This is a genomic window from Streptococcus sp. 9903 (genome assembly GCF_013276625.1).
GTDB lineage: Bacteria > Bacillota > Bacilli > Lactobacillales > Streptococcaceae > Streptococcus.
The window spans coordinates 1-8,169 of record NZ_VMLI01000021.1 but is presented as its reverse complement, the minus strand read 5'-3'; the positions used below and the strand labels follow the sequence as shown (position 1 = coordinate 8,169).

Genomic DNA, 8,169 nt, shown 5'->3' with positions numbered 1-8,169 from the left:
GTGTTTTGAGCAACCTGCGCCTAGCTTTCTAGTTTGCTCTTTGATTTTTATTGAGTATAAGCAGGCAAATTACTTTTGGAGATGAAAAGAAGCAAGCCGAAGTTGGCTTGCTTTTTAAGTTTATTTTTTACCTGACTTGTCCATATTCCAGAAGTCTGTCACGGCTCCGCGTGAAGCAGATGATACGATATGGGCGTATTTACCGAGGACACCACGGCTGTAAAGTGGTGGCAAGGTTGTTTCTGCCTTGCGTTTTTCAAGTTCTTCTTGGGATACGGCCATGGAAATTTCTTTGGTATCTTGGTCAACCGTAACAATATCGCCTGTACGAAGGTAGGCAATCGGTCCACCATCCTGAGCTTCAGGAGCGATATGTCCAACAACCAGACCATAAGTACCACCAGAGAAACGTCCATCCGTCAAGAGGGCCACCTTGTCTCCTTGACCTTTACCAACGATCATTGAAGAAAGGGACAGCATCTCAGGCATACCAGGACCACCCTTAGGTCCAACGAAACGAACAACGACTACATCGCCATCAACGATTTCATCTGTCAAAACAGCCTGAATGGCATCTTCTTCTGAGTCAAAGACCTTAGCAGGCCCAACGTGACGACGCACTTTAACACCTGATACCTTGGCAACTGCACCGTCAGGAGCAAGGTTTCCGTTCAAGATGATAAGCGGACCGTCCGCACGTTTTGGATTTTCAAGTGGCATGATAACTTTTTGACCTGGTGTGAGGTCTGCAAAGTCAGCCAAGTTCTCAGCAACTGTCTTACCAGTACATGTGATGCGATCTCCATGAAGGAATCCATTTGCCAACAAGTACTTCATAACCGCAGGGACACCACCGACTTCGTAGAGGTCTTGGAAGACATACTGACCAGATGGTTTCAAGTCAGCCAAGTGAGGCACACGTTCTTGAATCGTATTGAAGTCCTCAAGTGACAAGTCAACATTAGCCGCATGGGCAATGGCAAGCAAGTGAAGAGTGGCATTTGTAGAACCACCGAGAGCCATGGTTACAGTGATGGCATCTTCAAAGGCTTCACGAGTCAAGATATCTGATGGTTTGAGACCGAGCTCCAACATCTTAACAACAGCACGTCCTGCTGCTTCGATGTCTTCTTTCTTGTCAGCTGATTCAGCTGGGTGAGATGAAGAGCCTGGCAAACTCATCCCTAGAACTTCGATAGCAGTCGCCATGGTATTAGCTGTATACATACCACCACAGCCACCAGGGCCAGGGCAGGCATTACATTCAAGACGTTTTACGTCCTCAGCTGTCATGTCACCGTGGTTCCATTTTCCGATACCCTCAAAGACAGAAACCAAGTCAATGTCTTTACCATCAAGATTTCCCGGTGCAATAGTTCCACCATAAGCGAAAATAGCTGGGATATCCATATTGGCAATGGCAATCATAGAACCAGGCATGTTCTTATCACAACCACCGATAGCGACAAAGGCATCCACGTTGTGACCACCCATAGCCGCCTCGATTGAGTCCGCAATGATATCACGAGATGTCAAAGAGAAGCGCATACCAGGCGTTCCCATGGCAATCCCGTCCGCTACAGTGATAGTCCCAAACTGCACAGGCCAAGCACCTGCAGATTTGACACCCTCTTTAGCCAATTTCCCAAAATCATGCAAGTGGATGTTACATGGCGTATTTTCCGCCCAAGTCGAAATCACTCCCACAATCGGTGTTTCAAAGTCCTTATCTGTCATACCAGTCGCACGAAGCATGGCACGGTTTGGTGATTTAACCATGCTGTCATAAATGCTACTGCGGTGACGTCTATCTAATTCAGTCATTTGTTCCCTCCCATTTCAGTTTTTACTATTATAGCACATTTTAAAAGCAATGAACAGAAGAAAATTCTTGAATTTTCAGAAAATTCTATACGCATGTGAAATATTTAAAACTAAAAACAACAAAGCGGATTAGTGCACTTTCTGATGACCAGAATATGCTTTTTAATCCGCTTTCTTTAAATAACGTACTGTAATTTTTACAGAAATTCTTTCAGATAAGTGTATTTAACATCTATCTTGCATTATAAATTTCTAGAACCTTCTCTTTTATATTCGATTCACTCAAACCATACTCATTAAGAAGATAATCCATTTTCCCTACTTGACCGAATCTTTCTTGAACACCCATCCGATGAATTTTTGTTATTCCATCATCAGAGAATAATTCACATAAAGCACTGCCAATTCCACCTATCTGATTGTGGTTTTCTACAGTAAATATAGTTTTTCCACTTAACATTGTTTTTATCTGTTCTGGTATCGGTTTGATTCTAAATAAATCTATCACACCTACTGAATAACCTAATTTAGACAGTTCATCTGCAACTCGAATACTTGGAGCAACCATTATACCAGAAGCAACGATTACAACATCTTCACCATGTCTTAACTCAATGTAGCCTTTAGAAAAATCTTCTCCACCTTGATATACAGCCTCTGGAGCTTTTCTAATTGTTCGAATATATTTCAGTCCTTTTAAGTCTAATGTCTGGTTCAATATTTCACGAAATTGGATATCATCAGTTGCTTCAAAAATGATCGATTTAGGAATTAAACGTAACAATCCAATTTCTTCAAATGGCATATGTGTCCCACCATTCATTTCTGCAGTTACTCCTGCATCTGATCCAATCACAGTGGCATCCAATTGTGCGTATCCAAGAGAAATAAATAATTGATCAAATACTCTTCGTGAAGCAAAAGGACCAAATGTATGAAGATAGGGTCTAAACCCCTGAATAGATAAACCTGCTGCAAACCCGACCATTTCTGCTTCCATAATCCCAACATTCACATAACGGTCTCCGAAGTCCTTTTCAAGATTATTAGTAGCCATCGAACTTGACAAATCAGCTTCTAAGACTACTATATCAGAATAACTTTGATTAGCCTCTAAAAGGAAGTCTCTATATACATGCCGTAATTCTTTCGTACTTCTCATCATTCTGTTTCCTCCAATTCCTGACTTAATCTTTCTACAACTGAAGTTAACATTTGTCTCTCCTCTACAGTAGGGCGAAGATGATGATTGGATTTCATTTCTTCCAGCTCTCGAACTCCTTGACCTTTAATAGTGTCTAATACAATACACTTAGGGGATGAATTATTTGACTGTTTTAATTGGATAATCCCTTCATAAATTTCTCTAATATCTGAACCATTGACCCTAATGGATTCAAATCCAAATGCTGAGAATTTTTCTACAAAATCACCTGGATTACAAATATCCTTTGTAAAACCATCTAATTGTTTTTTGTTATCGTCTACAAATACAATTAAATTAGATAACTGTTGATGAGAAGCAAACTGTATAGCCTCCCAACATTGTCCCTCATTTAACTCACCATCTCCAACAATAGCATAAGTATAAAAGGGACTCTTTCTTATTCTCTGACTATATGCAAGTCCAGTTGCAACACTAATTCCTTGTCCTAAAGAGCCCGTTGTCATATCTATGCCTGGCGTTAGATTTCTATCAGGATGAGACGGTAATTTGGTTCCATTTGTATTTAAAGAATATAAGAATTCTTTGTCAAAGAAACCATTCAAATAGAGTGTACTGTATAGAGCTGGTCCTCCATGACCTTTTGATAATATGAAATAATCTCTATCTCGTGATGCAAATATTTCTGGAGTCATTGGCATTATTTCACCATAAAGCACTGCTAAAACTTCTACGATAGACAGGCTCCCTCCATAATGACCAAATCCAAGATGATTCAAGGTTTCAAGAGTATTTAATCGGATGTTAGTCGCAAATTTTCTTAACTCATCTTCTCTATTTTCACTTAAAATCATCCCTTATTCCTCCTTTACAGATGGCTTTTTAATAAAGGATACTCCAAACATAACTGCTAAAATAAGAACAAGACCAATGACAATGCCTGCTTGTGAGCCAAATTGATTTAACATTCCTAAAATAATTCCTGATAGACCAAAATCTGCATCTGAGAAAGTTGATCCTTGGAAACCAAGTCCTCCCAAAACTGGCATTAAAAAGACTGGAAGAAAACTAATTAAAATACCTTGTAAAAATGCTCCAATAGTGGCTCCACGAACACCACCAGATGCATTCCCAATGACACCTGCAGTCGCTCCACAGAAGAAATGAGGCACAACACCTGGTAAAATAACAACCGTCCCTGAAGCAATCATAATTGCCATACTCACTAAACCACCAACAAAACTAGAGATAAATCCAATTAGAACTGCATTGGGTGCATAAGTATAAACAATCGGACAATCCAAAGCAGGTTTTGAATTAGGTACAAGACGCTCTGAAATACCTTTAAAGGCTGGAACAATTTCACCCAAAATAAGGCGAACACCTGCTAAAATAACAAATACCCCTGCTGCAAATTGACCTGCTAATTGTAAAGCATAAACTAGACCACTTGTACCATTACTGATTTCTTTTTCTATATATTCTGACCCTGCAAAGATAGCTACAATAATGTAAATAACTGCCATAGATAAAGTAATGCTAACAGTACTATCACGTAAAAAAGCTAAACTCTTTGGAAATTTAATGTCCTCTGTTGATTTTGATTTGTCACCGATAAGGCTACCAGTAAAACCACTCAACCAATATCCCAAAGAACTGAAATGACCTAAAGCCACCTTGTCATTTCCAGTTAATTGAACCATATATTTTTGCACAAATGCTGGGGAAATACTCATAATAATACCGAGCGCTAATCCTCCTAGTAAGATAAGAGGCAAACTTGTAAAGCCAGCAACTGATAAAATGACCGCAATCATACACGCCATATATAGAGTGTGGTGCCCTGTTAAAAAGATATATTTGAATCGAGTAAAACGAGCAATTAAGATATTGAATACCATACCTGCAAACATAATCATTGCAGTAGCTGAGCCATATGTTGTTAAAGCTACAGCTACAATTGCTTCATTATTCGGTACAACTCCAGATAAATGAAAAGCATGTTCAAACATGGTACCAAATGGATTCAAAGAATTTTGTACAATTCCTGCACCACCAGATACAACTAAGAAACCAACAAAAGTCTTAATTCCACCTTTAATAATATCAGGTAATTTCTTCTTCTGAAGAACTAATCCTAAGATTGCAATTAAAGCTACTAAAATAGCTGGTGTACTAACAATATCCAATATGAACTTCATCATGACGCTAGCCTCCTAAATAAGTCCTTTTTCTTCACAAAGTTTAGTAATTAATTCTCGTAGTTCATCCATATCAATAATACTATTTAAGATACGAACATCTCCAAGATGACTAGCTGAATCAGCTAAATCACGACCAACAATCCAAATATCAGCTGCATTTGGATCTGCTCCACCTAAATCATAGTGTTCAACTTCTACATCTGAAACATTCAAATCACTCAATACAGATTCAATATTCATCTGTACCATAAAACTTGAACCTAATCCTGAACCACAAGCTGTACCAATTTTTAACATTATCTAATCCTCCTGTTTAATTATCATTTCAATATCATCATAGTTTTTTGATAATATTAAAGTTTGAACATGATTTTTATCTCTTAAAATTGTTGTTAAATGTGACAAAGCCTTTAAATGACTCTCATTATCAATGGCTGCAATACAAATCAACAATCTTACCTCTTGTTCTGGATTATCCAATAAATAAATCGGTTCTTCCAAAACTAACATTGACATTCCTATTTCATTCACACCTTCATCTGGCCGAGCGTGAGGAATTGCTACTCCCTTCCCTAAATTAATAAAAGGCCCAAACTCTTCTACTTTTTGAATCATTGCCTCAGGGTAGTTCTCAGTTATCTTATGTTGATCCAAAAGCGGTTTAGCTGCTAAACGAATTGCCTCCTTCCATCCTAATTTTTCCGAACTAACCTGATAAGTTTCTTTTGTAATTAATTCTTCTAACAATGGTAACACTTCCTTTCTGTTCATTTCTTGATAGAGATACCTCTTTAATGCTAATTTTAACTCTAATTCTTGTGTGATTACACTATATCGTCTTACTATGCTAATTATCTGATTAAGCTCAATATCTCGATAACCTGTATCTGGGAAATCTTTTGATACCAATTCAACTAACTGTGTTGTTTGTTCTTCCGTCATCATAACAGAAACTAGATAATTTGGCTTCTCTGTATCCACCTTTATAGTAGAAAAAACCATATCATAGTCACTACTAGTTTTCGCGTATAAATCATCAATCTTTGAGGTTCCTATAAACTCAATTTGAGGGAATAATGCTAATAGATTCTCTTTTATCATCAATGAAGAACTAATTCCATTAGGACAGATAATTGCTGCTTTATAACATTTTTGAGGCAAATTGTCTGCTTTCTTTAAATATCCTCCAAAATGGATAACAAAATATGCTGTTTCACTATCAGGTATGGGCTTGTCAATAGCGTCCATCAAGGGAGTCAAAGAATCTTTTACTAGTTCAAATAAATCAGGATACTGTTCTTTAACATGCAACACATATTCATTTGAACTAGGTAAGCCGAACTTTAATCTATAGTAAGCCGGTATAAGGTGGCGGCGAAGATTTTCTCTCAATACTTCTCTTTGTTTAAAATGTAACAAAGAAATATCTTCCATTCTACTTATAATAGCCTCTGTTAATTGATTAAAGTAAACCGGAGCAACATCTACTTCACCTTCAAAGCAACTTGATAATAAAACTGTGATATAGCGATAATCATCCTCTGAAAATACCGTATCTATAATTCCCAAATCAACTACTGTATCCAATAAAATAGTCGTTATATCTTCAATAATAGGAGATACTAATGTCTCTGAAAGACATACTCTTTCAACATCCCTTTGATACCTACATATAATGAATACTAAACCGAAAAGGCAAACTTTTAATTGATTAACAATAGGTACTATCTGTAGCTTTTCATAATAATCTTTAACTACCTGATCAATCAAATCATAAGTTAATGAATACCCCCAACTGGATAAAACATAATCCAACCCCCAAATCCCTATGGAGGATTCCAGCAACTCACTAACCATTTGAAAAGCTAAACGGTGCTTATTCCACTCTGAACCGTGTAAAGTATAACCTTTTGCTCTACTGTACCCTAGCTCCAAATCATTATCTAACATAATCTTTCTTAATGATTGAATATCAGATAAGGTTGTATTCTTACTTACTTTCAAAAAGTCTTGGTAATGATTATTCGATATAAAATCTAATCGGCAAAAAGTGTAAAGATAGATTAATGCTAAGCGAGTCGACTTTGGTAAAACCAATTCATCCGACTTAATAATATCTGTCAAAGACTGCTTCGTACGATTTGATAAACTATAGCGACCTTGTTTTTTATCCAGCACTATCCCTTTATTAGCTAGATAAGGCACTAAATAATCTATTCCTTCTTTGACTTCCTTTATAGGTAAGCTCACCTTAACAGATAATTCATATAATGATAGCTCACAATGATCCATCAAAGTCATCAAAATAACTAGTGCTCTATAATCAAACATTTCTCTTCCTTTCTAACTACAATTATAGTGTAAAAGTTATAAGAATAAAAGAGTATTTGAGCACAATATAATCTCACCTTTTAAAAGAAATTATTGGGCTGAAAGTTTTTAGTAATTATTTTTCTACTTTTTCTTGACGTTATAAATTAAAGCGATATCATTTAGATAACAATTAATAGGAATGGTTGAAATGGCACTAGAACGGCTCAATGAAGGGGAATTGGTAGAGCTTGACAAAGAGCGAAAAGCTGCCATGGTTTCAAATCTCCTTGTCGTTCTTTGTGGCAATCATGATGCACAACCAATTGTCAACACAGGAAGTCTTTACTAGAGATGGCTGAAGCTAAAAAAAAGCAGATCCCCCTTCGACTCTCAACAAAGTTATACGCTGCACTCGCATCATGGGCAGAAAATGACTTTCGTTCAGTCAATGGGCAAATCGAATATCTCCTCACAGAATGTGTCAAACAACGGAAGAAAGACGGAAAATACGTATCAGAAACCATTGACGAACCATTTGAGATTGATATTTAACACCTTCTCCTGTCTGCTAGGTCTGACAGGAGAATTTTGGTAAATTCCCAAACTAACTTCCACCGCTAGTAGAAGTGGAAGTTAATCTGATAAAAATTGTAAAAACCAGTG

8 protein-coding genes are annotated in these 8,169 nt (G+C 37.1%); 2 read left to right on the top strand and 6 right to left on the bottom strand.

The window, feature by feature from the left end:
* Nucleotides 1-120: 120 nt before the first annotated feature.
* The 6 genes from ilvD to HT696_RS07990 form a co-directional block, all read right to left on the bottom strand.
* A complete protein-coding gene (ilvD, locus tag HT696_RS08015) occupies nt 121-1,824 on the bottom strand; it encodes a dihydroxy-acid dehydratase (protein WP_173275233.1) in 1,704 nt (567 codons plus the stop codon).
* A gap of 232 nt (nt 1,825-2,056) precedes the next feature.
* On the bottom strand, nt 2,057-2,989 hold the full coding sequence (locus HT696_RS08010; RefSeq protein WP_173282583.1) for a transketolase family protein: 933 nt from the start codon (nt 2,987-2,989) through the stop codon (nt 2,057-2,059).
* A complete protein-coding gene (locus tag HT696_RS08005) occupies nt 2,986-3,843 on the bottom strand; it encodes a transketolase (protein ID WP_173282582.1) in 858 nt (285 codons plus the stop codon). The genes HT696_RS08010 and HT696_RS08005 overlap by 4 nt, the downstream gene beginning before the upstream one ends.
* 3 nt (nt 3,844-3,846) lie before the next feature.
* Nucleotides 3,847-5,193 carry a PTS ascorbate transporter subunit IIC gene (locus HT696_RS08000; protein WP_173253472.1) on the bottom strand — a complete coding sequence of 449 codons (1,347 nt, stop codon included), beginning with the start codon at nt 5,191-5,193 and terminating at the stop codon, nt 3,847-3,849.
* A 12-nt stretch (nt 5,194-5,205) separates the two neighbouring features.
* The gene (locus HT696_RS07995) at nt 5,206-5,490 is read right to left on the bottom strand and encodes a PTS sugar transporter subunit IIB (protein WP_000912476.1); all 285 of its coding nucleotides are present in this window, start codon (nt 5,488-5,490) and stop codon (nt 5,206-5,208) included.
* Nucleotides 5,491-5,493: 3 nt separating this feature from the next.
* Nucleotides 5,494-7,524, bottom strand: coding sequence for a BglG family transcription antiterminator (locus tag HT696_RS07990; RefSeq protein WP_173283519.1), 2,031 nt, complete (start codon nt 7,522-7,524; stop codon nt 5,494-5,496).
* Between the two features lie 190 nt (nt 7,525-7,714).
* On the opposite strand from HT696_RS07990, the gene HT696_RS07985 reads away from it, so the two are divergent.
* Nucleotides 7,715-7,855 carry a hypothetical protein gene (locus HT696_RS07985; protein WP_001162849.1) on the top strand — a complete coding sequence of 47 codons (141 nt, stop codon included), beginning with the start codon at nt 7,715-7,717 and terminating at the stop codon, nt 7,853-7,855.
* Between the two features lie 2 nt (nt 7,856-7,857).
* Nucleotides 7,858-8,058: a PTS ascorbate transporter subunit IIC gene (locus HT696_RS07980; protein ID WP_173282580.1), complete on the top strand. Its 201-nt coding sequence runs from the start codon at nt 7,858-7,860 to the stop codon at nt 8,056-8,058.
* Nucleotides 8,059-8,169 lie beyond the last annotated feature (111 nt).